27 protein-coding genes are annotated in these 24,005 nt (G+C 70.8%); 17 read left to right on the forward strand and 10 right to left on the reverse strand.

Annotated elements, in window-relative coordinates:
• Positions 1-172: 172 nt before the first annotated feature.
• The 4 genes from MQP27_RS02765 (at position 173) to MQP27_RS02780 (ending at position 5,296) form a co-directional block, all read left to right on the forward strand.
• A complete protein-coding gene (locus tag MQP27_RS02765; RefSeq protein WP_242760569.1) occupies positions 173-2,218 on the forward strand; it encodes a bifunctional glycosyltransferase 87/phosphatase PAP2 family protein in 2,046 nt (681 codons plus the stop codon).
• 41 nt (positions 2,219-2,259) lie between these two features.
• Positions 2,260-3,894, forward strand: coding sequence for a helix-turn-helix transcriptional regulator (locus MQP27_RS50825; RefSeq protein ID WP_278195554.1), 1,635 nt, complete (start codon positions 2,260-2,262; stop codon positions 3,892-3,894).
• Between the two features lie 77 nt (positions 3,895-3,971).
• Positions 3,972-4,187 carry a tetratricopeptide repeat protein gene (locus MQP27_RS02775; protein WP_242760570.1) on the forward strand — a complete coding sequence of 72 codons (216 nt, stop codon included), beginning with the start codon at positions 3,972-3,974 and terminating at the stop codon, positions 4,185-4,187.
• Entirely contained in the window at positions 4,184-5,296 is a 1,113-nt protein-coding gene (locus tag MQP27_RS02780; RefSeq protein ID WP_242760571.1) for a flavin-containing monooxygenase, read from the forward strand. Before MQP27_RS02775 ends, MQP27_RS02780 begins: the two co-directional genes overlap by 4 nt.
• 61 nt (positions 5,297-5,357) lie before the next feature.
• Here MQP27_RS02780 and MQP27_RS02785 read toward each other — a convergent pair whose 3' ends face one another.
• Positions 5,358-6,593, reverse strand: a complete 1,236-nt coding sequence (locus MQP27_RS02785; protein ID WP_242760572.1) for a cytochrome P450 — start codon at positions 6,591-6,593, stop codon at positions 5,358-5,360.
• A 247-nt stretch (positions 6,594-6,840) separates the two neighbouring features.
• Here MQP27_RS02785 and MQP27_RS02790 point away from each other — a divergent pair, with 247 nt between their 5' ends.
• Positions 6,841-8,010 (forward strand): steroid 3-ketoacyl-CoA thiolase, encoded by a 1,170-nt coding sequence (locus MQP27_RS02790; RefSeq protein WP_242760573.1) that lies wholly within the window; start codon positions 6,841-6,843, stop codon positions 8,008-8,010.
• Here MQP27_RS02790 and MQP27_RS02795 read toward each other — a convergent pair.
• Both MQP27_RS02795 and MQP27_RS02800 read right to left on the reverse strand, forming a co-directional pair.
• Positions 7,994-8,236 carry a DUF397 domain-containing protein gene (locus tag MQP27_RS02795; RefSeq protein WP_242760574.1) on the reverse strand — a complete coding sequence of 81 codons (243 nt, stop codon included), beginning with the start codon at positions 8,234-8,236 and terminating at the stop codon, positions 7,994-7,996. The genes MQP27_RS02790 and MQP27_RS02795 overlap by 17 nt on opposite strands.
• The gene (locus tag MQP27_RS02800; RefSeq protein WP_308289903.1) at positions 8,208-9,044 is read right to left on the reverse strand and encodes a helix-turn-helix domain-containing protein; all 837 of its coding nucleotides are present in this window, start codon (positions 9,042-9,044) and stop codon (positions 8,208-8,210) included. Before MQP27_RS02800 ends, MQP27_RS02795 begins: the two co-directional genes overlap by 29 nt.
• 94 nt (positions 9,045-9,138) lie before the next feature.
• On the opposite strand from MQP27_RS02800, the gene MQP27_RS02810 reads away from it, so the two are divergent.
• Positions 9,139-9,543, forward strand: a complete 405-nt coding sequence (locus MQP27_RS02810; protein WP_242760575.1) for an ATP-binding protein — start codon at positions 9,139-9,141, stop codon at positions 9,541-9,543.
• A 63-nt stretch (positions 9,544-9,606) separates the two neighbouring features.
• Positions 9,607-9,858, forward strand: a complete 252-nt coding sequence (locus tag MQP27_RS02815; protein WP_308289904.1) for a hypothetical protein — start codon at positions 9,607-9,609, stop codon at positions 9,856-9,858.
• On the opposite strand, the gene MQP27_RS02820 is transcribed toward MQP27_RS02815, so the two are convergent.
• Positions 9,849-10,247: a winged helix-turn-helix transcriptional regulator gene (locus tag MQP27_RS02820; RefSeq protein ID WP_242760576.1), complete on the reverse strand. Its 399-nt coding sequence runs from the start codon at positions 10,245-10,247 to the stop codon at positions 9,849-9,851. The genes MQP27_RS02815 and MQP27_RS02820 overlap by 10 nt on opposite strands.
• Before the next feature lie 63 nt (positions 10,248-10,310).
• On the opposite strand from MQP27_RS02820, the gene MQP27_RS02825 reads away from it, so the two are divergent.
• The 4 genes from MQP27_RS02825 to MQP27_RS02840 all read left to right on the forward strand — a co-directional run bounded on the left by MQP27_RS02825 (position 10,311) and on the right by MQP27_RS02840 (position 14,121).
• Positions 10,311-10,955 carry a DsbA family oxidoreductase gene (locus tag MQP27_RS02825; RefSeq protein ID WP_242760577.1) on the forward strand — a complete coding sequence of 215 codons (645 nt, stop codon included), beginning with the start codon at positions 10,311-10,313 and terminating at the stop codon, positions 10,953-10,955.
• Positions 10,952-12,406 (forward strand): MFS transporter, encoded by a 1,455-nt coding sequence (locus MQP27_RS02830; RefSeq protein ID WP_242760578.1) that lies wholly within the window; start codon positions 10,952-10,954, stop codon positions 12,404-12,406. Before MQP27_RS02825 ends, MQP27_RS02830 begins: the two co-directional genes overlap by 4 nt.
• Positions 12,407-13,192: 786 nt before the next feature.
• Entirely contained in the window at positions 13,193-13,663 is a 471-nt protein-coding gene (locus tag MQP27_RS02835) for a hypothetical protein (protein WP_242760579.1), read from the forward strand.
• A complete protein-coding gene (locus MQP27_RS02840) occupies positions 13,660-14,121 on the forward strand; it encodes a pyridoxamine 5'-phosphate oxidase family protein (RefSeq protein ID WP_242760580.1) in 462 nt (153 codons plus the stop codon). Before MQP27_RS02835 ends, MQP27_RS02840 begins: the two co-directional genes overlap by 4 nt.
• A 30-nt stretch (positions 14,122-14,151) precedes the next feature.
• Here MQP27_RS02840 and MQP27_RS02845 read toward each other — a convergent pair whose 3' ends face one another.
• Complete coding sequence (locus MQP27_RS02845; RefSeq protein ID WP_242760581.1) at positions 14,152-14,598, reverse strand: MarR family winged helix-turn-helix transcriptional regulator; 447 nt, start codon at positions 14,596-14,598, stop codon at positions 14,152-14,154.
• A 77-nt stretch (positions 14,599-14,675) separates the two neighbouring features.
• Here MQP27_RS02845 and MQP27_RS02850 point away from each other — a divergent pair, with 77 nt between their 5' ends.
• Positions 14,676-15,044, forward strand: coding sequence for a VOC family protein (locus MQP27_RS02850; RefSeq protein ID WP_242760582.1), 369 nt, complete (start codon positions 14,676-14,678; stop codon positions 15,042-15,044).
• Here MQP27_RS02850 and MQP27_RS02855 read toward each other — a convergent pair.
• Together MQP27_RS02855 and MQP27_RS02860 are read right to left on the reverse strand one after the other, a co-directional pair.
• Positions 15,022-15,624: a dihydrofolate reductase family protein gene (locus MQP27_RS02855; protein WP_242760583.1), complete on the reverse strand. Its 603-nt coding sequence runs from the start codon at positions 15,622-15,624 to the stop codon at positions 15,022-15,024. The two genes, MQP27_RS02850 and MQP27_RS02855, sit on opposite strands and share 23 nt — an antisense overlap.
• 93 nt (positions 15,625-15,717) lie before the next feature.
• Positions 15,718-16,173, reverse strand: coding sequence for a hypothetical protein (locus tag MQP27_RS02860; RefSeq protein ID WP_242760584.1), 456 nt, complete (start codon positions 16,171-16,173; stop codon positions 15,718-15,720).
• Positions 16,174-16,298: 125 nt separating this feature from the next.
• On the opposite strand from MQP27_RS02860, the gene MQP27_RS02865 reads away from it, so the two are divergent.
• From MQP27_RS02865 to MQP27_RS02880, 4 genes are read left to right on the forward strand one after another with little or no spacing between them, the layout of a single operon-like run.
• On the forward strand, positions 16,299-17,318 hold the full coding sequence (locus tag MQP27_RS02865; protein ID WP_242760585.1) for a D-isomer specific 2-hydroxyacid dehydrogenase family protein: 1,020 nt from the start codon (positions 16,299-16,301) through the stop codon (positions 17,316-17,318).
• A complete protein-coding gene (gene vanA, locus MQP27_RS02870; RefSeq protein WP_242760586.1) occupies positions 17,311-18,354 on the forward strand; it encodes a D-alanine--(R)-lactate ligase in 1,044 nt (347 codons plus the stop codon). Before MQP27_RS02865 ends, vanA begins: the two co-directional genes overlap by 8 nt.
• Positions 18,351-18,974: a D-Ala-D-Ala dipeptidase VanX gene (gene vanX / locus MQP27_RS02875; protein WP_242760587.1), complete on the forward strand. Its 624-nt coding sequence runs from the start codon at positions 18,351-18,353 to the stop codon at positions 18,972-18,974. The genes vanA and vanX overlap by 4 nt, the downstream gene beginning before the upstream one ends.
• Entirely contained in the window at positions 18,974-20,341 is a 1,368-nt protein-coding gene (locus tag MQP27_RS02880; protein WP_242760588.1) for a UDP-N-acetylmuramoyl-tripeptide--D-alanyl-D-alanine ligase, read from the forward strand. The genes vanX and MQP27_RS02880 overlap by 1 nt, the downstream gene beginning before the upstream one ends.
• Before the next feature lie 9 nt (positions 20,342-20,350).
• Here the strand turns inward: MQP27_RS02880 and MQP27_RS02885 are convergent, their stop codons facing one another.
• Both MQP27_RS02885 and MQP27_RS02890 read right to left on the reverse strand, forming a co-directional pair.
• Positions 20,351-21,499 carry a lipid II:glycine glycyltransferase FemX gene (locus MQP27_RS02885; RefSeq protein WP_242760589.1) on the reverse strand — a complete coding sequence of 383 codons (1,149 nt, stop codon included), beginning with the start codon at positions 21,497-21,499 and terminating at the stop codon, positions 20,351-20,353.
• A 96-nt stretch (positions 21,500-21,595) separates the two neighbouring features.
• Positions 21,596-22,279, reverse strand: a complete 684-nt coding sequence (locus MQP27_RS02890) for a YoaK family protein (protein ID WP_242760590.1) — start codon at positions 22,277-22,279, stop codon at positions 21,596-21,598.
• 150 nt (positions 22,280-22,429) lie between these two features.
• Here MQP27_RS02890 and MQP27_RS02895 point away from each other — a divergent pair, with 150 nt between their 5' ends.
• Complete coding sequence (locus MQP27_RS02895; RefSeq protein ID WP_242760591.1) at positions 22,430-23,605, forward strand: alpha/beta hydrolase family protein; 1,176 nt, start codon at positions 22,430-22,432, stop codon at positions 23,603-23,605.
• On the opposite strand, the gene MQP27_RS02900 is transcribed toward MQP27_RS02895, so the two are convergent.
• The gene (locus MQP27_RS02900) at positions 23,551-23,970 is read right to left on the reverse strand and encodes an aggregation-promoting factor C-terminal-like domain-containing protein (protein WP_242761370.1); all 420 of its coding nucleotides are present in this window, start codon (positions 23,968-23,970) and stop codon (positions 23,551-23,553) included. The two genes, MQP27_RS02895 and MQP27_RS02900, sit on opposite strands and share 55 nt — an antisense overlap.
• Positions 23,971-24,005 lie beyond the last annotated feature (35 nt).

Consider the following 24,005-nt stretch of genomic DNA (forward strand, 5'->3'; position numbering starts at 1 on the left):
GTGGCGATTCGGATGTGATCCATTGTGATCCATCTCGCGTCCTGCCGAGGCGGCCCAACCTCCGGCGCACTATCGTCGTCGAAACAAAAGGAGGACGGACGTCAGGTGAAGGCGCGGTAGCCTGCGTCTCTCTCAGGGGGCTCAAAGCGACGGGGCGGGAGGCCTACGAGGCGTGGCGAACGTGGAGCACAGCGGGGGACCGGCGAAGGCCTTCGGGGCGACGGCCGTCGGCACGGTCAGGGGACGCCTGCGCGTGGCGCGGCTGGGCCTGTGGCTGGTCGCCGCGGTCCTCGCCGTACGGCAGGTGGCCGTCGTCCTGAGCACCCCCCGCGGCGAGCGGCTGACGGACCTGGAGACCTGGGTCGGCCCGAACGGCGTCCTGCATGTGAAGGGGTCGCTCTACGACTCCACGCGGTTCACCGGCACGCCCTTCGGCGGACTCGTCCTCAAACCGCTGACCAGGGCCGCCGAGCAGGCCCTCGGCTGGGGCTGGACCTTCGGCACGCTGCTGCTGGTCGTCGCCCTCGGCCTGGTCGTCGCCCGCGCGCTCCCGCAGCCCGTCAGCCGGCGCACCTCGCTGCTCGCCGCACCGGTCGCGATCAGCCTGCTCATGCTGTCGCTGCCGGTCCGCAACACCCTCTGGCTCGGCCAGACCAGCATCATCCCGGTGCTGCTCGTCCTGGTCGGCTGCTTCGTGTGGCGCGGCGAGCGCACCAGCGGCCTGCTGATCGGCCTCGCCGCCGCCCTCCAGCCGACCGTGCTGCTCTTCGCGCCGCTGCTGTGGTTCACCGGCCGCAAGCGGGCCGCGCTGTCCACCGGGGTCACCTTCGCCGCGTCGACGGCGCTCGCCTGGGCGGCGATGCCGCACGACTCGTACACCTACTGGGTGCACCACATGGCGGGCACCGGCCTCGGCGGGCCGGCCGACGACCTCGCCAACCAGTCCCTGCACGGCGCTCTGCTGCGCCTCGGCCTGACCGGCCCGCTGGAGATCGGTCTCTTCTTCACGCTGGGCGCGGCCGTCGCCGTCCTCGGCGTCCGCCGCGCCGTGCACTACGCCCGCGACGGCCAGCTCCTCCTCGCGGTCGCCATCACCGGCTGCGCCGCGATCGCGGTGTCGCCCACCACCTGGCAGCACCAGCTCCTGTGGGTCCTGCTCGCGGTCGTCGGCCGGGTCGGCAAGCGCGCCTCCGACCGTTACGTCTGGCCGGTGGCCGTGGTCCTGGTGATGACCCTCCCGGCGAAGATGATGCTGCCGAACATGGCGGCGATGGACCCCCTGCGTGACAACGTCGTCCTGCTCGCCGCCCTCGCCGCGGCCACCGTCGTCCCGTTCCTGTCCCGCACCTCGCCGTACTACCGGACCCCGATCCCGACGGAGTACGCGGCCCCGGTCCCGGCCCGCCTCAAGCACGTACCGCTGATCCCCTTCCTGCGCCGGGTCCTCACCCGCCCGAACCTCCTGCTCGAACTGCTCCTGATCCGCGTCACGTACGCGGCGTACCAGAAGGTCAGACTCGCGGCGACGGGCGGCTCGAACGAGGCGGGGCGGGCCCGGGCCGAGCACCACGGCCACCAGATCCTCGACCTCGAACGCTTCCTGCACATCGACATCGAGCACTGGGTCAACCACGCGGTGGTGAAGGTCGACTGGCTCCGCGGCTTCTTCGACTTCTACTACGAGTCCTTCCACTTCGTGGTCCCGCTGTCCGTGATGGCGGTCCTCTACTGGCGCCGCCCGGTCGACTACCGCTGGGCCCGCTCGGCCCTCGGCTTCGCCACGCTCCTCGCCCTGGTCGGCTTCTGGCTCTACCCCCTCGCCCCGCCGCGCCTCCTGCCCGGCCTCGGCATCATCGACACGGTGCACGGCGTCCAGGACTTCTCCAAGCCGGACTACGGCACCCTCACCGCCCTCACCAACCAGTACGCGGCGATGCCGTCCCTGCACTTCGGCTGGTCGCTGTGGTGCGGAGTGGTCATCGCGATCATCGCGCCCAAGTGGTGGATGAAGGCGCTCGGCCTGCTGCACCCGTTCTTCACGGTCTCGGCGATCGTGGCGACGGGCAACCACTGGGTGCTCGACGCGGTCGGCGGCGCGGTGGTCGTGGGTGCCGGGTTCGGGCTGGCGTACGTGTTCCAGGGACCGCGGGCACGGCTCGCGACGGCGACGGTGGCCGACGGGAAGCCGACGGAGGCGAAGGAACCGGCGCCGAGCTGACAGCGTCGCCCCGCTTGCGGTGAAATGTGAGCGGAGGCGCCATGGACTGGGAAGCGCGGGTCGTACGGGGGCGCGAGGCCACCCGGGCTCTGGCCTGGACCGACGCCTACGAGGCGTTCGCCGCCGCCGACGCCGAGCGGGCCCTGGAGAGGGCCGACCTGGAGCTGTTCGCCGAGGTCGCGGACATGCTGGGGCGGTCCGGTGACGCGGCGCGGCTGCTGCGGCGGGCCTACACCGCGTACGCGGAGGCGGGGGACGTCGGACCGGCGCTGCGGAGCGCGTACTGGCTGTGCAAGGCGCTCGCGTGGGGCGGCGAGTTCGCGCAGTCGGGGGCCTGGCTGGCGCGGGCGCGGCGGCTGGCGGCGACGGAGCCCGGCTGTCCCGAGTGCGCGTATCTGGGGCTGCTGGAGGCCGAACTGCACTTCCGGGCGGGCGAGTTCGCGCAGATGCTCGACGTGGTACGGCGACTGCCCGACCCGGAGCCCGGCGTCGACCCCGACCTCGCGGCCGGTACGACGATGACGCGCGGCCTCGCCCTGGTCGGCAACGGCGAGATCGCCGCCGGCCTCTCGGAGCTGGACGAGGCGATGGTGGCCGTCGCCGAGGGCGGCCTGTCGGCCCGCTGCACCGGGATGGTGTACTGCGTCGTCATCGGCGCCTGCCAGGACCTCCAGGAACTCCGCCGCGCCCAGGAGTGGAGCGACGCGCTGGCCGACTGGTGCGCCGCGCAGCCCGACTTCACCGGCGCCTACCGGGGACTGTGCCGGGTGCACCGCGTCGCCCTCCTCCAGCTCGGCGGCGCCTGGCCGGACGCGGTCCGCGAGGCCCGCCTGGCCTGCGCCCAGCTCACCGCCGGATACGGCGAGGGCGCGGCGGGCGGCGCCTTCTACCAGCTGGCCGAACTGCACCGCCTGCGCGGCGAGTTCACGGAGGCCGAGCAGGCCTACCGGGACACCCTCGCCCACGGCTGGGACGCCCAGCCCGGCCTCGCGCTGCTCTGGTCCGCCCGGGACCGGCGGGAGGCGGCGACGGCGGCGATCCGGCGGGCCCTCGCGGAGACGCCGGACCCGATGCGGCGGGCGCGGCTGCTCTCGGCGGCCGTGGAGATCCTCGACGGCGACGGCGAGGCGGCCCGCGCGGCCACGGAGCTGGAGGAGATCGCCGACGCCCACGGCGCCGTGGCCCTGCGCGCCATGGCCGGTCAGGCCCGCGGGGCCGTGCGGCTGGCCGAGGGGTCCGCCCAGGACGCCTTGCCGCCGCTGCGGGAGGCCGGGCGGTTGTGGCGGGAGCTGGACGTGCCGTACGAGGCCGCGCGGGTCGGGGTGCTGGTCGGCCTTGCCTGCCGGGCGCTCGGGGACGAGGGGTCGGCGGCCCTGGAGCTGGACGCGGCCCGGGAGGTCTTCGAGCGCCTGGGCGCCGGGCCCGACGCCTCCCGCGTGCGTCGGCTCACCGGGGGCTCCGCTCCGTCGCCCCTCTCCCCCCGCGAGCTGGAAGTCGTACGGCTCATCGCCCGGGGCCGCACCAACCACGCCATCGCCACCGAGCTGTTCCTCAGCGAGAAGACGGTCGCCCGGCACGTCAGCAACATCTTCGGCAAGCTCGATGTCACCTCGCGTACGGCGGCCGCCGCGTACGCCTATGAGCACGGGCTGGTGGAGCGGGACACCACTGCGTAGAAGAACCCACAGGTGCCCGCACCCCTTGGGTATTGCTGTCGATGCGCCCGCCCCCGCCCCGGCGCGAGCATCGAGCCGTGTCCGACGACCAGACCCACCACAGCCTGCGCGAGCAGGTGCGCGCGGCCCGGCTGCGGTTCGCCGACAGTGCCGCGGACCTCGGGGTGCTGCTGCGGCTGCTCGGGGAGTACGCCGAGGCCGAGCGGCTGCTGCGGCAGGCGGTGGAGATCTACGAGGCCGACCGCCGGACACCTCCGGACCGTCCCAGCCGTACACCTCAGGAGCTGTCATGAGCACCGAGCGCATCGAGACCGTCGTCGTCGGCGGCGGTCAGGCCGGCCTCGCGACCGGATACCACCTGGCCCGCCGAGGGCGACCGTTCGTGATCCTGGACGCGGCCGAGCGCGTCGGCGACGCGTGGCGCCTGCGCTGGGACTCGCTGCGGCTGTTCAGCCCGGCGAAGTTCGACAGCCTGCCCGGACTGCCGTACCCCGGCCCCGCCTGGTCCTTCCCGACCCACACCGAGTTCGCCGACTACCTCCAGGCCTACGCCGCTTGGGCCGAACTCCCGGTGCGCAGCGGGGTGTCGGTGCGCAGGGTGTCGTACGACGGCGGCCGGTACCTCGTCGAGACGGCGGGGCCGCAGACGTACGAGGCCGAGAACGTCATCGTCGCCGCCGGGTACGACCGGCTGCCGAAGCTGCCCGAGTACGCCGGCCAACTCGCCCCGGACATCGTGCAGTTGCACGCGGTCGACTACCGCAACCCCGACCAGTTCCGCGACGGGCCCGTCCTGATCGTCGGCGCGGGCAACACCGGCGCGGACATCGCCATGGACCTGGCACCCCGCCACCGCGTCCTGCTCTCCGGGCCGCACCCGGGCCAGATCCCCTGGCGGATCGAGCGCAGGGCGGCCCGTGTCCTCACGCCCGCCCTCTTCCTCGCCTTCCGGCACGTCCTCACCGTGCGCACGCCCGTCGGCCGCAAGGCGCGCGCCAAGGTCCTCGCGCACAGCGGCCCGCTGATCCGCGTGAAGGGAAGGGACCTGAAGGCGGCCGGGGTCCGGCGGGTGGCGCGCACGGCCGGGGTGCGGGACGGGCGGCCCGTGCTGGCCGACGGAAGCGTGCCGGACGTGGCCAACGTGCTGTGGTGCACCGGGTTCAGGCCGGACGTCTCCTGGATCGACCTGCCCGCCGCGTTCGACGCGGACGGCGAACCGGCCCAGCGGCGCGGGGTGGTGGAGGCGCGGCCCGGCCTGTACTTCGTCGGGCGGCTCTTCCAGGACTCCCTGGCCTCGTCGATGATCCAGGGCGTCGGCAGGGACGCCGAGCAGGTCGTACGGCACCTGGTGGCGCGGTCCGTCCCGGCGGCGCGGGCCGAGCAGGGGGCTGTGGCCCCATGAGGCCCGGAGACGGGCCGACGGCGCCGGGAGGCCGTCGGCCCGTGTCAGTGGGGGGGTTACGTCAACTCGTGGTGACCTGAAGGTGTTTGACGCCGTTGATCCACGAGCTGCGGAGGCGGTCGGGATCGCCGACGAGGGTGAGACCCGGGAGCGCCTCCGCGATCGCGTTGAAGATCAGGTCGATCTCCAGGACCGCCAGGGACTTGCCGAGGCAGTAGTGCGGGCCTCCGCCGCCGAAGCCGAGGTGGGGGTTGGGGTCGCGGAGGATGTCAAAGGTGTCCGGGTCGGTGAAGACCTCGGGGTCGTGGTTGGCGGCGGCGTAGAAGATGCCGACGCGGTCGCCCTTCTTGATCTGCTTGCCGCCGAGTTCGAGGTCCTGGGTCGCCGTGCGCTGGAAGGCGTTGACCGGGGTCGCCCAGCGGACGATCTCCTCGGCCGCGGTCTCCGGGCGCTCCCGCTTGTACAGCTCCCACTGCTCCGGGTGGGTCAGGAACGCGTGCATCCCGTGGGTGATGGCGTTACGGGTGGTCTCGTTCCCCGCCACCGACAGCATCAGCACGAAGAAGCCGAACTCGTCGGAGTTCAGGTTCCCTTCGTCCTCCGCCGCCACCAGCGTCGTCACGATGTCCTTCGCCGGGCACTGCTTGCGGTCCGCGGCCATGTTCATCGCGTAGGCGATCAGCTCGGTGGCCGACTCGGCGCCGACCTCCTCGGTGATCGCGTACTCCGGATCGTCGTACGAGATCATCTTGTTGGACCAGTCGAAGATCTTCGCCCGGTCGTCCTGCGGGATGCCGATGAGCTCGGCGATGGCCTGCAGGGGCAGTTCGCAGGCGACCTCGGTGACGAAGTCGAAGGAGCCGGAGCGGGCGCGCGCCGACTCGGCGATGTCGTGGGCGCGCCTGCGAAGCCGCTCCTCCAGCGCCCGGATCGCGCGCGGGGTGAAGACGCGCTGCACGATCTGGCGGACCCGGGTGTGCTCCGGCGGGTCCATGTTCAGCAGGATCAGCCGCTGCGCGTCGATCGCGTCGCGCTCGATGTGCTCGCCGAAGCGGATGATCGCCGTGTTGAGGTACGACGAGAACAACTCGGGGTGCGTGGACACGTACTTGACGTCCGCGTGCCGGGTGACGGCCCAGTAGCCCTCGTCCCCGAAACCCGCCGCGCCCGCGGCCTGGGGGATCCAGCGGACCGGTTCGGCCCGGCGCAGCTCGGCGAACTCCGGCAGGGGCACTCGGGCGTGCAGCAGATCGGGGTCGGTGAAGTCGAACCCGTCGGGGAGAGCTGGACAGGACATGGGCGACTCCAGCGTGCGTGGCTCGGATTCTGACGGTCCATCAGGAACCAGGGTTGCCGTGAAGGTAGTAACGGGTTCTACAAGAGGCAAGGGGTACGGCGCGCCCAATTGCATGCACGACCCTTGCGGTTATGGACGTTCAGTCAGCAGACTCCTTGCAGAACTAGAACACGTACTAGTTCAGCGTGGCGGGGTCGGCCGGGACGCCCCCGCGCCGCGCGGGTATCCCGAGGAGAGGACCTCCCCCATGGCCGCGGAACCCGTGATCGTCGAAGCCGTACGCACCCCCATCGGCAGGCGCGGCGGAGCGCTCGCCAACCTGCACCCCGCCTATCTCCTGGGCGAGACCTACCGTGAACTACTGGGCCGCACCGGCATCCCCGCCGACGCGGTCGAACAGATCGTCGGCGGCACGGTGACGCACGCCGGCGAGCAGTCCATGAACCCCGCCCGCACGGCCTGGCTGACGATGGGCCTGCCGTACGAGACCGCCGCGACGACGGTCGACTGCCAGTGCGGCTCCTCTCAGCAGGCCTCGCACATGGCCGCCAACATGATCGCGGCCGGTGTCATCGACGTCGGCATCAGCTGCGGTGTCGAGGCGATGTCACGGGTGCCGCTGGGGTCGGGCTCCAAGCACGGCCCCGGGAAGCCGTTCCCCGACGAGTGGAACGTGGATCTGCCGAACCAGTTCGAGGCGGCGGAGCGGATAGCCCGGAATCGGGGGCTGACCCGCGAGAACGTCGACTCGCTCGGGCTCATCTCCCAGGAACGGGCGGCGATCGCCTGGTCCGAGGAGCGCTTCAAGCGGGAGACCTTCGCGGTCCAGGTCCCGACCACGGAGGACGAGCAGCGGGCCGGGCAGGGCATGTGGCGCCTGGTGGACCGCGACGAGGGCCTGCGCGACACGTCGATGGAGGCGCTGGCGGGCCTGAAGCCCGTCATGCCGACGGCCATCCACACGGCGGGCAACTCGTCCCAGATCAGCGACGGCGCGTCGGCGATCATGTGGGCGTCCAAGCGGATGGCGCGGGCGCTGAAGCTGAAGCCGAGGGCGCGGATCGTGGCACAGGCGCTGGTGGGCGCGGACCCGCACTTCCACCTCGACGGCCCGATCGACGCGACGCGCGCGGTGCTGGGCAAGGCGGGCATGTCCCTGAAGGACATCGACGTCGTCGAGATCAACGAGGCGTTCGCGTCGGTGGTGTTGAGCTGGGCGCAGGTCTTCGAGCAGGACCTGGAGAAGGTCAACGTCAACGGTGGTGCGATAGCGCTGGGGCATCCGGTGGGGGCGACGGGGGCGCGGCTCATCACCACGGCGTTGCATGAACTGGAGCGCACGGACAAGGAGTTCGCGCTGATCACGATGTGCGCGGGGGGTGGCCTGGCCACCGGCACGATCATCCAGCGGCTGTAGCACCGCTCCACGAGACGAACTGACGGAAGGCGTCGGGCCGGAAGGACAGCACCGGCCCGGCGGGGTTCTTGGAGTCGCGGATGGAGACGGTGGTGGGGGCTTCGGCGAATTCGAGGCACTCGCCGCCCTGGTCACTGCTGTGCCTGGACTTGCGCCACTCCAGGCAATCGCCGCCCTGGTCGCCGCTGTAGCTGGACTTACGCCACTGAGTCGCCTGGTTCTCCATAGCGTTCCTCCATCACTCGCCGGATCAGCTCCGCCGAGTCCTTGAGGGAGAGGGCGGCGGCCTGGAGATGATCGTATCGGAGCGAGCAGTCTTTGACGGTGTCCGGGTTGGCGGTCGGATGGCCGCTCCCGTACCCCTCCGTGTAGACGATGGTCGGGTCGCTGGCGAAGCGGTAGAGGTTGAACGAGCCTTGGAGACCGGCATGTGCCCCTGCCGAGAACGGCAGGATCTGGATGTTGATGCGGGGGTTCTGCTCGAAGCTCAACAGGTGGGCCAGTTGGCCGCGCATGGTCTCGCGCCCACCGACCTCCTGATACAGGGCGGCCTCGCTCAGGACCATCCAGAAGACGGGCGGCTCCTCCTTCTCGAAGATGCGCTGCCGAGCCAGGCGTACGGCGGTGCGGTCGTCGAGGTTGTTCTGGTCGAGCACGCCGAGTACGGCACGTACGTACGGGTCGGTCTGAAGCAGACCGTGGATCATGTGGGTCTGAAAGGTACAGATCTCAACCGCCCGCGCCTCCAGCTCCGCCACCTGCCTGAACCAGGCCGGAAGTTGACTGCGCATCACCAGCTCGACGAGCCGCGACAACGCGCCGCCCGTCTCCAGTGCCGCGTCCGCCCGCTCGCTGAACTCCAAGGTCGGGAGCTTGCGGGCGGTCTCGATCTGGCCGATGAGGGAGCCCGTGTAGTTGAGGATGTCGCCGAGCTGGCGTTGGGTGAGGCCCGCGGCCTCGCGGTAACGGCGTAGCTCGTAGCCGTAGTAGTCGAGGGGCGAGGCGCCCGGGTCGAGGGTGTTGATGTGGGTCACGTACGGCCCCCTCGTGCATTCGGCTCCGCGTACATCGCGACGGGTTGTATTCACCCTATGGCCCAGCGTAGTTGTGCCAGGTCACGATCGTCTCGTGAACCGATACTTTCCCCCCACCTACCGCCTCAGTCTCACGGTCGGCGCGCATTCGGCCCGCCACATCCGCCGTATCGTCCGCTCGCTGCTTGACGAGTGGGGCCTGTCGGAGCTGACGGACGCGGTGGAACTGGGCGTGACGGAACTGGTCGCCAATGTCGTACGGCATGTGCCGGACCGGCGGTGCGTGCTGATCGTGCTGCGGCAACTGGCCGGGGTGCGGGTGGAGGTGACGGACGGAAGCCCTCGACTCCCTTCTGTGAGGGCTGAGTTGGGGACGGAGGCCGAGTGCGGGCGAGGGCTGCTCCTGCTGGACGCGGTGGTGGACAAGTGGGGGGTGTCGTCGGCGGGGGCCGGGGGCGGGAAGACGGTGTGGTTCGAGTGCGGGGCGCAGGGTGGCTGACCGTTCGGCTGCGAGGGGCCCAGCGCCGGGTCGGTCCGGTTCGCCGGCGACCGGCCGCAGCCGGTGCAGCAGAGTCCGTACGCCTCCCTCGGCCCACGCTGGAGCGTGCGCCGGAGCTGTTCGCTGGGACTCGCGATCCTGCTCATCTCGCACGACCTGGGCGTGGTGCGGGAGTTGTGCGACCGCGTGGCGGTGATGCGGGCCGGACGGTTCGTCGAGGAGGGGCCGGCCGGACAGGTGCTGGTCGCACCCGGGCATCCGTACACGCGCGAACTCCGCGACGCGGCACCGAAACTGACGGTCCGTCAGCCCTGAGCGGCGTCCTGTTCCCGTTGCGCCGCCATGATGTCGTGGGTGTGCGCGGCGATCCAGTCGAGGAGGCCTTGTAGCGGCACCCCGAGGCCGCCGCCCAGCGGGGTGAGGCGGTAGGAGACCTTGGGCGGCAGGGCCGGTTCCACCTCGCGGGCCACCAGGCCGTCACGGACCAGCACCCGCAGGTTCTGGGAGAGCATCTTCTCGCTGATGCCGCCGATACGGTCCCGCAGCTCGTAGAACCGCAGCGGCCCCTCGCGCAGGGAGGCCAGGATCAGCACCCCCCAGCGGCTGGTCACATGGTCGAGCACGGTACGACCCGGACAGTCGCTGTTGAATACGTCACTCGCCGCGTCGGGCGCCTTGCGTGCGGCCTGCACTCCTACGTCCATGCCCTGAGCTTACCTCCAGGTATGCCCTTACTCACAGAAAGCCGACAACCTAGAGTTAGCCCTGTGAACGAGATCACAGTGGAGATCTGGGCGGACGTCATCTGCCCCTGGTGCTACATCGGGAAGCGGAAGTTCGAGACCGCGCTCGCCCGGTTCGAGCACCGCGACGCGGTCCGCGTGCGCTGGCGCAGCTACGAGCTCGACCCGACCACCCCCAAGGACATCGACGAGACCATCGCCGGGCGCATGCTGCGCCGCCAGGGCATCCCCCCGGAACAGGCCGCCCAGCTGCTGGCCGGCGTCAGCGAGATGGCCGCGGCGGAAGGGCTGGAGTACCACCTGGACAAGGCCCGCCCGGTGAACACCTTCGACGCGCACCGGGTCGTGCACCTCGCCGCCGACCACGGGCTCGCCGAGCCCTTCCAGGAGCGGCTGATGCGGGCGTACACCGCGGAGGGCGCCTCCCTCGCCGACCGGGAGACGCTGCTCCGGCTGGCCACGGAGGCCGGCCTCGACGCCCACGCCGTGGGCCGCACGCTCGACGGCGACGACTACGCGGCGGACGTGCGCGCCGACGAGGAGCGGGCCGACCGGTTCGGGGTGTCGGCCGTGCCGTCCTTCGTCTTCGCCGAGGAGTGGGTCACTTCGGGCGCGCAGTCCGCCGACGTGTTCACCGATCTGCTGCAAAGGAGCGTTTCCCTCCGATGACCGCCCAAGCACCGGACACCGCCGCCGTATCCGCCTCCCCGCAGACCGCGCCACGGCTCGGGCTGGTCCTGACCGTCTGCTGTCTGGCCCAGTTCCTGGTGACGCTCAGCGTCGCCGTCGTCAACATCGCCCTGCCCGCCATCCAGAGCAGCCTGGGCTTCAGCGCGAGCAGCCTCCAGTGGGTGGTCAACGCCTACACGATCACCTTCGCGGGGTTCCTGCTGCTCGGCGGCCGGATCGCCGACCTCTTCGGCCGCCGCCGGATCTTCCTGGCCGGTATCGCGCTGTTCACCCTCGCCAGCCTGGTCGGCGGCATCAGCCAGAACTCCGGGACACTGGTGACGGCCCGCGCCGTACAGGGCCTGGCGGCCGCCGTGATCGCCCCCACCACCCTCGCCGTCCTCGGCACCACGTTCACCGACCCGCACCAGCGGCACAAGGCGTTCGGCGCCTGGGGCGCGGTGTCCGGCGCCGGCGGAGCCTTCGGGGCGCTGGCCGGCGGTGTGCTCACCGACCAGCTGTCCTGGCGCTGGATCCTGTTCATCAACATCCCCATCGGCGTCGTCCTGTTCGCCGGCGTCGCCTGGGTCATCACCGAGCTGCGGCACGAGGGCTCGGGCAAGCGGCTCGACGTGCCGGGCGCGGTCGCGGTCACCGCGGGGCTGCTGGTGCTGGTCCTGGGGATCGTGCAGAGCGGCCCGCACGGCTGGGACTCCGCCCAGACGCTGGTGCCGCTGGTGGCGGGCCTGCTGCTGATCGGCGTCTTCGTGCTGATCGAAGGGCGGTTCGCGGCCGAGCCGCTGATGCCGCTGGGCATCTTCCGCTCCCGGTCCGTCACGGCCGCCAACGTGGTGGCGATGACGAGCGGCGCGGCGCTCTTCGGCACGTTCTACTTCCTGACCCTCTTCCTGCACCAGGTGCGCGACTACAGCCCCCTGCGCACCGGCTTCGCGTATCTTCCGCTGGCCGTCTCGATCATGGTCGCGGCACAGTTCTCCGCCGCGCTGGTACGACGGACGGGCGCGCGGGTCACGCTGGTGGCGGGCATGACGCTGACGGCCGGCGGGCTGCTGTGGCTCGCCTTCCTCGACGAGAACTCCACCTTCGCGGCCGCCGTCCTCGGCCCCACGATCGTGCTCGGCGCGGGCCAGGGCATCTCCATGGCCGCCTCCGCCATCGCCGGGGTGGCGGGTGTACCGCCGCACCAGGCCGGGCTCGCCTCCGGACTCCTGAACGCCACCCGGCAGTTGGGCGGCGCGCTGGGGCTCGCGGTACTGGCCGCCCTGGCCACCACCCATGTCAAGGATCTGCTGGACGGGGCGAAGCCGACCGCGCAGCTGCTGCGGCACGCCTACGCGTCGGGATACGCGCTGGCCTTCGGCGTCGCGGCCGGGCTCGCCGCGGTCGGGGTGATCGCGGCCTTCGCCGCCCCCGGAAAACCCGGGAATTGACGGCCCCTTTCTGCCCTCGTGCGGCCCGCGGCCCGGGTGAACGACCGGTGGGCCGGGACGAACACGTCGGACAGCACCATCGTGCCGGTGCCGGTGCCGGTGCCGCGCATCCCGACCGGGAACCAGCGGGGCACGGCGAACAAGCGCACCTGGACCGGGCCGTCCGGATGCTCGCCCCCCGGCGGCGAAGTGCACGCCGCTGATGTACGACCACGCCCTTGCCCGAGGGGATCAGCGCGCCGGCCAGCAGGGTGTCCGGGCCGTCGGCCCAGACCTCGGTCTGTCCGGCCTCCGGGAGGAAGGCCGCGTACCGGCTGGCGTATGCCGAGAGCGAGGCCACGTACCGGCCGGTGTACGTCGAGAGCGAGGCCGACCAGGCCGCCGAGGTGTCGCCCTCACCGACCCGGGCGACGGCGGCTGTCAGCTCGGCGAAACCGCCCTCCGCGCCGCCGTGCGCCGCCGGGACGAAGTGCCGGGCGAAGCCCGCGACCGCGATGGCCTCCACCACTCCCGGTGAGAGCCTGCGGCGGGTCTCGGCCGCCGCGGCACCACGGGCCGCGGCTTCGGCGACGCGCGTGGCCCGCTCCCCGACCGCCGAGGTGCCCCGGCCGAACCGTCCGGAGGATGGCGCCGGAGCCCGGAGCGGCACTCGATCCGCGGTCGAGTGCTCAGCCCTCCAGCACGGTCTCGTAACCGGTCAGGGCGGGCTGATTGATCGGAATTCGTCCCGGCCGATGAGTTCCGCCTGCCTCCGCGGTCTTCCTCGGTGAGAAGGAGGTGTTCGCGGTGGCGGTGGACACGACGGAACGGCGGGAAGCGCTGGCGCGGCTGGACGTACTGGTCGGCGAGTGGGTGGTGGAGGCCGAGTTTCCGGGGCTGGAGGCGCCGCCGCAGGGCCGCTGCGTCTTCGAGTGGGGCCTGGACGGGGCTTTCCTGGTCCAGCGGATGGAGGCACCGAATCCGGCCCCCGACAGCATGGCGATCATCGCGGTCGACCCGGAGACGGGCGGATACACGCAGCACTACTACGACTCACGGGGTGTCGTACGCCTGTACGCGATGACCTTCACCGACGGGGTCTGGCAACTGCTGCGCGAGCGGCCGGACTTCTCGCCGCTGGCGTTCCGGCAGCGGTTCGTCGGAGAGGTGGGGGAGGGCGGCGATGTCATCCGCGGGGCGTGGGAGCGGGCGGAGGTCGACGCGGCGGCGCCGTGGGAGCGGGACTTCGTGATGACGTACCGCAGGAGTGGCGCATGAGCCCGGCCGAGACCGCGCGCGCCGTCGTCGACACGAACCGTTACATGGTGCTGGCGACCGCCGACGCGGAGGGCCGCCCGTGGAGCTCTCCCGTCTACTTCGCGCACGTCGGGTACCGGGAGTTCGTGTGGGTGTCCTCGCCCGAGGCCCGGCATTCGCGCAACATCGCGGTGCGGCCGGAGGTGGGAATCGCGATCTTCGACTCGTCCGTGGCGATCGGGACGGGGCAGGGGGTGTACGTGTCCGCGGTCGCCGGGGAGGTCGAGGGGCCGGACGCCGGGCGGACGATGGGGGCGTTCTCCCGGCGGTCGCTGCTGCACGGGGGGCGGGCGTGGACGCTCGACGACGTCCGAGGCGACAGCGGGATGCGGCTGTACCGGGCCGTGGCGGGGGAGTACTCGATCCTGGCGAAGGACGGCAGGCCGGACCATCGGATTCCGGTGGAACTGGGGGGCTGATCGGCACCCCCGTCGACTGCCGCGCAGGGGTCAACTGCCGCGCAGGGAACGGACCATGCTCTGCAGGATCCGGAACGCCTCCGCCTGCTCGGGCCCGGTCAGGCCGGCCAGCATTCTGGCCTCGACGGACCGGACCGCCGCGCTCGCCTTCTCCAGGCTGCGCCGGCCGCTGGGGGTGAGCCGCGTGGGGAGCGCCTTGCCGACGGGGGCCTGCTCGGGCCTGGTCACGTAACCGTCCCGTTCCAGGGCCTGGAGCAGCACGTTCATCGTCTGCCGGGTCACGAAGGCGCCGCGCGCGAGCTCGGAGTTCGACAGGCCGGGGCGTTGCGCCAGCAGCTCCAGGCAGGAGTAGTGCGTCACGCTCATGCCGAGTGGGCGCAGCACTTCCTCCATGGCGGCGCGCAGGGCGCTCGACGCTTCCTTGAGCAGGTAGCCCAGTGACGTCTCCAGGTCGACGCCGACACCTTCTTGACCCATGTCAGCATTCTGACATAGCGTGCCGCATGTCAGAAAACTGACACGCAAGAACGACACGCAACAGTAGGAGCGTCACCATGCCCGCCACCGGCCCCGACTTCATCTCCCTCCAGGTGCGCGACCTCGACGCGTCGCAGGCGTTCTACGAGCGCTATCTGGGCCTGGTCCGCTCGCCCGCCGGACCTCCGCACGCCGTCGTCTTCGAGACCAAGCCGATCGCGTTCGCGCTGCGGGACGTCATTCCCGGCACGGACCTCGCGTCCGTCGCGCAGCCGGGCATCGGTGCCGCGATCTGGCTGCACGCCACGGACGTCCAGGCCATCCATGACGCGCTCGTCGCCGACGGCCACACCATCGCCTCCGCCCCGATCGACGGCCCCTTCGGCCGGACCTTCACGTTCGCGGACCCCGACGGCTACCGGATCACGCTGCACGACCGCGCGTGACCGTGCCGTGCGGTACGGGCCGGTAGACGAGCTCTTGGGTACGGCCGTCGAACGTCCGGCTCTCGATCAGTTCGAGGTCGAAGTCGTCCGCGCCCTCGAAGATCGGGTCGGTCCCGGTCCGACCGCTGATCACGGGGAAGACGGTCACCTGGAGGCGGTCGACGAGCCCTGCGGCCATCAGCGCCCGGTTCAACGACAGGCTGCCGTGCGAACGCAACGGCACCTCGGACTCCTCCTTGAGCCGGGCTACGACGTCGACGGCGTCGCCGGCCACGACGTTGATGTCCGGCCATGCGAAGGGCCCCGCGAGCGTCGTCGACACGACGGTCGTCGGCATGCTCCGCATCCGGAGGTTCACCGGGTCGAGGTCGGCGTCCGGGATCGGCCCGAGCAGCTCCACGAACTGCCGAAAGGTGTTGGCCCCGAGAACCATCCGCTGCTCCTCGCTGACCACGGCCAGGCGGTTGTCAAGGAATTGGGGACCCTGTTTCCCCCAGTAGCCGCCCCAGTCACCGTCGGGGCCGTAGGAGCCGTAGCCGTCAAGCGTGCAAAAGACGTCCCAGGTGTAGATGGCGGTCATGGTGCTCTCCTCGCGTGCGGTGGATGGCGCGTCGTGGATACAGACCAGCAACCGTGCCAAAACTCATCGCCCCCAGTTGCCCTGATCCGACCTCTACCCCCACGTGGCCGCGAGATCGGCGGCGACTACGAGAACTGAACCGCACGTGAAGGAAATTTCGTGGGACATGCCTGACGGATGCGGAAGCACTTCGTCCAACTGCAGGGCGCCCAGGCGAGGGAGCATGCCGTCGGGCTCCTGGGTATCCACACGGAAAGACTGGACGTCCGAGTAACGAATGCGCAAACCGCTCTCGTGCTTCCACTCGTTGGGGGTCAGGGAGAATTCGAGAGCGATTTCCCCTTGATCATCGACGAGCGTTGCTTTGCTCAGTTCCAGATCCTTGACGCACCGGGCGGCTCGAAAATCGTAGTGCTCCGGGTGGGCGGCAAACGCCGCCGCGCCAGGTGGCAGGACGATGGAGAGCCGCGGGAGGACCTGCAAGTAATTCTGTGGATCCAGGTGGTACCCGTACGGATCCTGCAGTGGCTCCACACGCACGTACTTCACTAGGGCCGCCCTTGCGTCGATAAGTCGATCAATGGGCAGCCTCGTTGCTACCGGCGAGTAGCATATCGTCGGCGTATCCGAATCCCCATACGTGCCCGCAACACCGCGCCCCCTTGACTACGGGCATGACCTACAGCGAACCCGTGCGAACGGCGGTTCGTCGTGCCGTGGCTGTTTCGGGGACCGGGATCACGATCTATGGGTGTGAACAGGACGAGGCTGCTCTGTTCCGGGAGTTGGCGCCCCGATTCGGTGTTGTGCCGGTCATCACCGAGGCCGCCGTGTCCGAGGCCAATGCCGGATTGGCCGTCGGGAACCGGTGCGTCAGTGTCGGTCACAAGGCGCGGATCTCGAACTCCACGCTCCTCGCGCTGAGTCGCGCCGGCGTTGCCTACATCTCCACGCGGAGCATCGGATACAACCACCTCGACGTGGAGTACGCGGCCGGCCTCGGCATTTCCGTCGAGAACGTCTGCTACTCGCCCGACAGCGTCGCGGACTACACGCTGATGATGATGCTGATGGCGGTGCGGCACGCGAAGTCCACCGTTCGGCGTGCGGATGTTCATGACTACCGGTTGCACGGGGTGCGCGGGAAAGAGTTGCGGGATCTGACCGTTGGGGTCATTGGGACCGGGCGCATCGGGACGGCGGTTGTGGGGAGGCTTCGAGGGTTCGGCTGCCGAATACTCGCCCACAGCAACCGGGCCAACACCCGCGCCGATTACGTCCCCCTCGATGAACTGCTGCGACTCAGCGACATCGTCACGCTTCATACGCCGCTCAACCGCGAGACACGCCACCTCCTCGACCGTCGGCGCATCGGGCAGATGAGGCGCGGTGCCATCGTCGTCAATACCGGGCGCGGTCCGCTCATCGACACCGAGGCTCTCGTGGACGCCCTGGAAAAGGGCAGGTTGGGCGGTGCCGCCCTGGATGTGGTCGAGGGGGAAGAGGGGGTCTTCTACGCCGACTGCAGAGGCGCGCGCATCCGCAGCGAACACCTGCTGCGGCTCCAGGAGATGCCGAACGTGCTCATCACTCCGCACACCGCCTACTACACCGACCGCGCCCTGCGCGACACCGTCGAGAACTCCATCACCAACTGTCTGAAATTCGAGAGCGGGGAACAGCAGTATGGATAAGTTGAAGGTCGGGATCATATTCGGGGGGCGTTCCGAAGAACACCCCATCTCCGTCAAGTCCGCGCAGGAAGTCGCCAGGAACCTCGACCTCGACAAGTACGAACCGTTCTATGTCGGGATCACGAAGGGCGGCGCCTGGAAGCTCTGCGAGCGTCCGGGAGCGCAGTGGGAGGACAGTGCGGGGCGTACCGTCGTGCTGTCGCCGGACAGCGGCGGCGTGCGCGGGCTTCTCGTCCTGGAGCAGGGGCGGTACGAGACCGTCGCCCTGGACGTCGTACTGCCCGTCCTGCACGGCAGGTTCGGCGAGGACGGCGCCATGCAGGGGCTGTTGGAACTCTCCGGCATTCCCTACGCCGGGTGCGACGTGCAGAGCTCCGCCCTCTGCCTCGACAAATCCCTCACGTACGTCGTCGCCCGCAGCAAGGGAATCGCGACGCCGAACTTCTGGACCCTCACACCGGACGAGAAGATCGACGGCGACTCGTTCAGGTATCCCGTCTTCGTCAAACCGGCCCGTTCGGGATCGTCCTTCGGCGTCAGCAAGGTGTCGGCCGTGGAAGAACTGCCGGGTGCGGTTGACATCGCGCGGAAGTACGACTCCAAGGTGCTGATCGAGGAAGCCGTCGTCGGCGACGAGGTCGGCTGCGCCGTACTGGGGAACGGGACCGACCTGACCGTGGGTGAGGTGGACCGGATCGCCCTGTCCCACGGCTTCTTCAAGATTCACCAGGAGGACGATCCCGAAAGCGGCTCCGAGAACTCGACGCCCATCGTTCCCGCCGATATTTCGGCCCGTTCGCGCGCACTCGTCCAGGAAACGGCCAAGGACGTGTACCGCGCCCTGGGATGCGGAGGGCTGGCGCGCGTGGACCTGTTTCTCACGGCGGATGGCCACGTCGTCCTCAACGAGGTGAACACCCTGCCCGGCCTGACCTCCTACAGCCGTTATCCGCGCATGATGGAAGCCGCCGGGCTGCCGTTCTCCGAAGTGATCGACCGGGTGGTGTCCTTGGCGTTGGCGAGGGCACGGCGATGAACGATGACTTCGTCTTCCTGGACGAGTTCATACCCGGCGTCCGCTGGGACGCCAAATACGCCACCTGGGACAACTTCACCGGCAAACCGGTGGACGGATACCTGGCGAACCGGATCGTCGGCACGAGGGCGTTGTGCGCGGCCCTGCAGAAGGCGCGAGAGGAGGCCGCGGTCCTGGGCTTCGGCCTCCTCCTGTGGGACGGATACCGCCCGCAGAGTGCCGTCGACTGCTTTCTGCGCTGGTCACAACAGCCGGAGGACGGCAGGACCAAGGCGCGGCACTATCCCAACATCGACCGGGCCGAGATGTTCGAAAGCGGGTATGTCGCCGACAGGTCGGGCCACAGCCGGGGCAGCACGGTGGACCTGACGCTGTATCACCTGACCACCGGTGAACTCGCTCTCATGGGCGGTGACCACGACCTGATGGATCCCGTCTCGCATCATGGGGCGGAAGGAATAGCGCAGCTCGAAGCGAGAAACCGGCGGCGCCTTCGGTCGGTCATGGAGACCTCCGGTTTCCGCCCGTACGAGAACGAGTGGTGGCACTACACACTTGACGACGAGCCCTATCCGGACACCTATTTCGACTTCCCCATCACCCCGGTGGGCAGGCCCTGATGATCCCGCTCGGCCTCCCCGAGATCGCCGCGATCGTCGGTCCCGCGATCGTCGGCGGCACGGCCGACGCCGACGTGACGGTGACCGCGCCCGCCGTGCTGGACGGCCGGCGGGCCGAGCCGGGCGGCCTCTTCGTCGCCTTCGCCGGCGAGCACGTCGACGGCCACGACTACGCCGGTCAGGCCGGCCTGGCCGGCGCGGTCGCCGTGCTCGGCTCCAGGCCCACCCCACTGCCCACCGTCGTCGTCGAGGACGTCCAGCGCGCGCTGCAGTCGCTCGCCACCCACGTCGTCGCCCGGCTGCGCGACGGACTCACCGTCGCCGCACTGACCGGCTCCCAGGGCAAGACCGGCACCAAGGACCTGCTGGCGGCCGTACTGTCGAGCACCGCGCCGACCGTCGCCACCATCGGGTCGCTCAACAACGAACTCGGCGTCCCCCTCACCATGCTGCGCGCCGACACGGCCACCCGCTTCCTCGTCCTGGAGATGGGCGCCCGCCATGTCGGCGACATCGCCCGGCTCACCGGCCTCGCGGCGCCCGACATCGCCGTCGTCCTGAACGTCGGACAGGCCCACCTCGGCGAGTTCGGGTCACGCGCGGCCATCGCGAGGGCCAAGGGCGAGCTGGTGCGGGGGCTCGCGCCCGGCGGCACCGCCGTCCTCAACGCCGACGACCCCCGGGTGACGGCGATGCGCGCGCTCACCGACGGCCCCGTACTGACCTTCGGCCGGGCCGAGCACGCCGACGTACGGGTGCTCGACCTGGCGCTGGACCGGCTCGGCCGCCCCTCCTTCACCCTGCGCACCGCCCACGCCTCGGCCCGCGTCACGCTCCCGCTCGTCGGCGCCCACCAGGCCCTCAACGCGTCGGCGGCCGTGGCAGCGGGGCTGGCAGCCGGCGTACCCCTCGACGCGGCGGCGGCCGCACTGGCCACCGCCTCGCTGTCGAAGTGGCGCATGGAACGGCGCGACCTCGCCTGCGGCGCGACCCTCCTCAACGACTCCTACAACGCCAACCCCGACTCCACGCGCGCCGCCCTGGACGCGCTGGCGGCGGTCGACGGCAGGCGCCGTATCGCCGTCCTCGGCGAGATGCTCGAACTCGGCGCCGCCGCCGAGGCCGAGCACCGCGCGATAGGGCGGTACGCCGCCTGCCGGGCCGACGTCGTGGTGGCGGTCGGCGAGGCCGCCCGGGCGATCGCCGACGGCGCCGGAGAGCGGGCGCTGGCGGTGGCCGACAGGGACGCGGCCGTCGACTGGCTGCGCGGCCACCTCACCGCGGGCGACGTGGTGCTGGTCAAGGCCTCCCGCGGCGCCCGCCTGGACGAGGTCGCCGCCGCGCTCGTACCGGCCATGAGCTCATGAGCTGCGGACTCACCGCCCGCGTCGCCGCATGAACAGGTCGAAGGCCCGGTAGATCGCCGGCCGCAGCGGCAGGTCCCACTCGCCGACGTACCGCACCGCCTGCCCGCCGGTACCGGCCTTGAACTGGATCAGCCCGACGTGCGGGTCGTCCGCGTCGAGCGTGGAGGTGATGCCGCGCAGGTCGTACACCTCGCAGCCGGCCGCCAGCGAGTCCCGGATCATCGCCCACTGACAGGCGTTGGAGCCGCGCACCTCGCGCCTGGCGGTGGAGGAGGCGCCGTACGTGTACCAGGCGTGCGTGCCGACGCGGACCAGGATGGCGGCGGCGACCAACTCGCCCTGGTGGCGCGCCAGATAGAGCCTGATCCGCTCGGGGGCCTCGGCGCTCAGCTCCGCGAACATGGTCGCGAAGTAGGGCAGCGGGCGGGGCGTGAAGCGGTCGCGCTCCGCCGTGTGGACGTACAGGTCGTGGAAGGCCTTCAGATCCTCGGCGGCCGTGACCTCGTCGGCGGTGACCTCGACGCCCTCCTTGGCCGCCTTCTTGAGGTTGCGGCGCCAGAGCTGGTTCATGCCCCTGAGCAGGTCGTCCTCGGTCCGGCCGGCCAGCGGGAGCTCGTACGTGAACTGCGGCTGCCCGGCCCCGAATCCGTCCTCCGGACTCCGCGGCAGCCAGCCCGCGTCCCTCAACCGGCCGGTCACGCCCGCGCCGACCGGGTCGCTCCGGCCGCCGGACAGGTCGGTGAGCCGTCTGACGCCCTGGTCGGCGATGCCCTCCTTGACCCGCGCGGCGCTCCAGGTGTCCGTGCGCACCGGCGGCCCGAGCCGGATCGCGAACGCGCCCCGCGCCTTGAGATGTTCCGCCAGCGGGCCGAGCCACACGTCGAGCCTGCCGCTCCAGTCGATGGCCGGGCCCTGGGCGAGATAGGCCAGCGTGTACCGCTCCAGCCGCGGCACCGGGCGGTGCAGGACGAGCCCGGCCCCGACCAGCCGGCCGCCGTCGTCGTACCAGCCGAGGGACTCGCTGCGCCACTCGGTCTTCACGCGGCCCCAGGCCGGGGTCTGGAGGAAGCTGACCGACCCTCGCGTCCGCACGAACGCCAGGTGCTCGGCGGCGCTGATCGGCCGCACGGTCAGTCGTACTGGTTCGGAGTAGGACATGCGCCCAGCCAAGGCAGTGCCGTGTTGCCCGCGCGTATGCGGTTTTCGATACGCGGACGATATGCGCGGCGCGAGGTCCCCCCTCCCACTCCCTTCCTACTCCCGCCCGGAGGCCACCACCGCCAGCACCCCCGCCCCCACCGCCGCGACCAGCAACGGAATCGCCAGGCCGTGGTCCGTCACCAGCCACGCGCCCAGGAAGGCGCCGACCGCCATCGCGACCACCGACGCCGTGCGGCGGGGTGAGCGGCGGCCCGAGCCGCCGCCCGCGCGGGAGTCGGACGCCAGGCCGGTGAGGGTCATGGTGAGGACCGTCGTCGTGAGCTCGGGGACGCCGAGTTTGCGGACCGTGGCGTTCCGGAGGCCCATGGCGAAGGCCGTGACGGCGATCAGGGTGTAGACCGTGGCCGTCGCGTGCGGGGCCGCGAAGGCCACCGCGGCGCACACGCCGAGCAGGACCGCCTCCGTGGCGATCGTCAGGCGGACCCACCTGCGGCGGGAGCCCTCGCCGAGCCACCGGGAGCTTCTGCCGCCCGCCGCCGCGCCGATCAGGAAGCAGACCAGCGAGGTCGCCGTGTGCGGGACCGAGAAGCCGGGGGCACCGGCCGCCGCGAAGCCGAGGACGACGACGTTGCCGGTCATGTTCGCGGTGAAGACATGGCCCAGGCCCAGATAGCTCACCGCGTCGATCAGACCGCTGACCACGGTCAGCCCCAACAACACGGCGACCAGGCGCAGTCCACGGGACTCCTGCGTGATCTCTTCGGTCTGCTCACTCATGAAAGCTGCTCCGGTGGGCCGGACGGACGGGGTGCACTCAAGTGCACCATGAGGGCGGGGGGTTCTCGGATGTCGACGCGGACAGTACGTCCGTAACGTCCACGACATGAGTGATGAGACGCGCAAATCGCAGGAAACAGGGGCCAGTTGGTGGGCGCGGCGAGGGATCGCCGGGGCGAACTGGTCTTGGTCACCCCGGTCGCCGACCACGACGCCCGCGCGGTGAAGGCCTTCCTCGCCGGGAAGGAGATCGCGAACGACTCGGTGCGGTACGGCGTACGGGCGTACCGGACCGTCGACCCGTACGGGAAGCCGACGACGGCGACCGGGCTGCTCACCCTCCCCGAGGGCGGAGCCCATCGGCTCGACCTCGTCTCCGACACGCACGGGACCATGGTCAAGCCCAGTTACGCGCCGTCCGTGAGCGAGGACTTCGGGAGGGTGCCGTCGTATCTGAACGCCTCGGCGGGCAGGGCCGTCGCCGCTCCCGACTATCTGGGGCTCGGGGAGGGGCCGGGGCCGCATCCGTACATGGACACCGCCTCCTCCGTGACGGCCTCCGTCGACATGCTGCGGGCCGCGCGGACCGCGGCGGGGCGGCTGGGGCGGCCGCTCACCGGGGATCTGTACGCGACCGGGTTCTCGCAGGGCGGGCAGGTGGCGATGGCGCTGGGGAAGGCGCTCGCGCAGGGGGCCGACCGGCATTTCCGGGTCAAGGCGCTGGCGCCGATCAGCGGGCCGTACGACCTGGAGGGACAGGAGATGCCGGCCCTGTTCGACGGGCGGGTCAACGACACGAGCGGGGTGCTCTACTCCTCGTACTGGCTCGTCGCGCAGAACCGGCTGCATCACTTCTACGACGATCCGGGCGAGGCCTTCCGGGCGCCCTACGCGAGCCGGGTCGAGGAACTCCTCGACGGCACGCACGAGGAGGAGGACGTGGTGAAGGGGCTCGCGCCGACGGTGAGGCAGTTGCTCACGCCCGCCTTCTACGAGCGGCTCAGCCATCCGTCCGGCGCCCTGCTCGACGCTCTGCGATCGGCCGACCACAGCTGCGACTGGAAGCCCGCCGCGCCGGTGCGGCTCTACACCGGCGACAACGACACCGACGTACCCGTCGGCAATGCCCGCACATGCGCCCGCACCCTCGCCGGTGAGGGTGCGAGGGTGCGGGTGACGGACCAGGGCGCCACGGACCACTTCGGTACGTTCGTGGCCTCGGCGCCCCAGGTGGTTCGGTTCTTCGACGGCGTGTCCGGCCGGGTGGCGGATCAGTACCAGCCGTTCGCCTGCCAGAAGGCCCAGGCGCCGGTCGGGCTGCCGTAGCGGGAGTTCATGTAGTCGAGACCCCACTTGATCTGGGTCTTGGCGTTGGTGCGCCAGTCCGAGCCGGCCGAGGCCATCTTCGAGCCGGGGAGGGCCTGGACCAGGCCGTAGGCGCCGGAGGAGGCGTTGGTGGCGCTGACGTTCCAGCCGCTCTCGTGCTCCACGATCTTGCTGAACGCGGCGTACTGGGCCGTGTTCGGGATCAGCTGGTGCGCGATCGCCTTGGCCTCGGTGGCCGAGTCGGCGGTCGCGGCGTGGGCGGGGGCCGCGGTCAGCACCATGCCGGCGGTGGCGGCGGCCACGGCGGCGGTGGTGAGGGCCTTCTTCGGGGACGCGATGCTGCGGGCGATGCGGGAGACGAACACGGAGAACCTTTTCTTCGGGGACAGGGAGTCGCGTA

The sequence above is a fragment of the Streptomyces cylindrosporus genome (assembly GCF_022698165.1).
GTDB classification, from domain to species: Bacteria; Actinomycetota; Actinomycetes; order Streptomycetales; family Streptomycetaceae; genus Streptomyces; species Streptomyces cylindrosporus.